This is a genomic window from Stenotrophomonas sp. SrG, assembly GCF_050031795.1.
Classification (GTDB): Bacteria; Pseudomonadota; Gammaproteobacteria; order Xanthomonadales; family Xanthomonadaceae; genus Stenotrophomonas; species Stenotrophomonas rhizophila_A.
In genome coordinates this window covers 1-231 of sequence record NZ_JBNBBE010001671.1, presented here as the reverse complement: position 1 = coordinate 231, position 231 = coordinate 1, and the positions used below count along the sequence as shown (strand labels likewise).

General features: G+C 69.7%; 1 protein-coding gene. It reads right to left on the bottom strand.

Going from position 1 to position 231, the window contains the following annotated elements; translation table 11 throughout:
* Window positions 1–205 (bottom strand): hypothetical protein (locus tag ACQG3P_RS25050; RefSeq protein ID WP_426806553.1); only part of this gene is annotated, 205 nt, incomplete at its 3' end.
* Window positions 206–231 lie beyond the last annotated feature (26 nt).

Here is a 231-nt window from a genome sequence, read left to right as displayed (position 1 = left end):
CCGCCAGGTTGTTGGCGCGCGGATCCACGTAGTTGTGGCTGGCAAAGACCCGGCCGGCAAGCGTGGGATGGGCACGGTTCACGCCGGAATCGACCTCGCCGATCCGGATCCCGGCACCGGTCAGGTCCTGCCGGTCCTTGCCGTTGATGATGGCAAGGTGCGCGTGGATGGCCGGCTGGGTCGGATTGACCGGCGGCGGCGTCACCGGGGGCACCACCACGACTGGTGGCG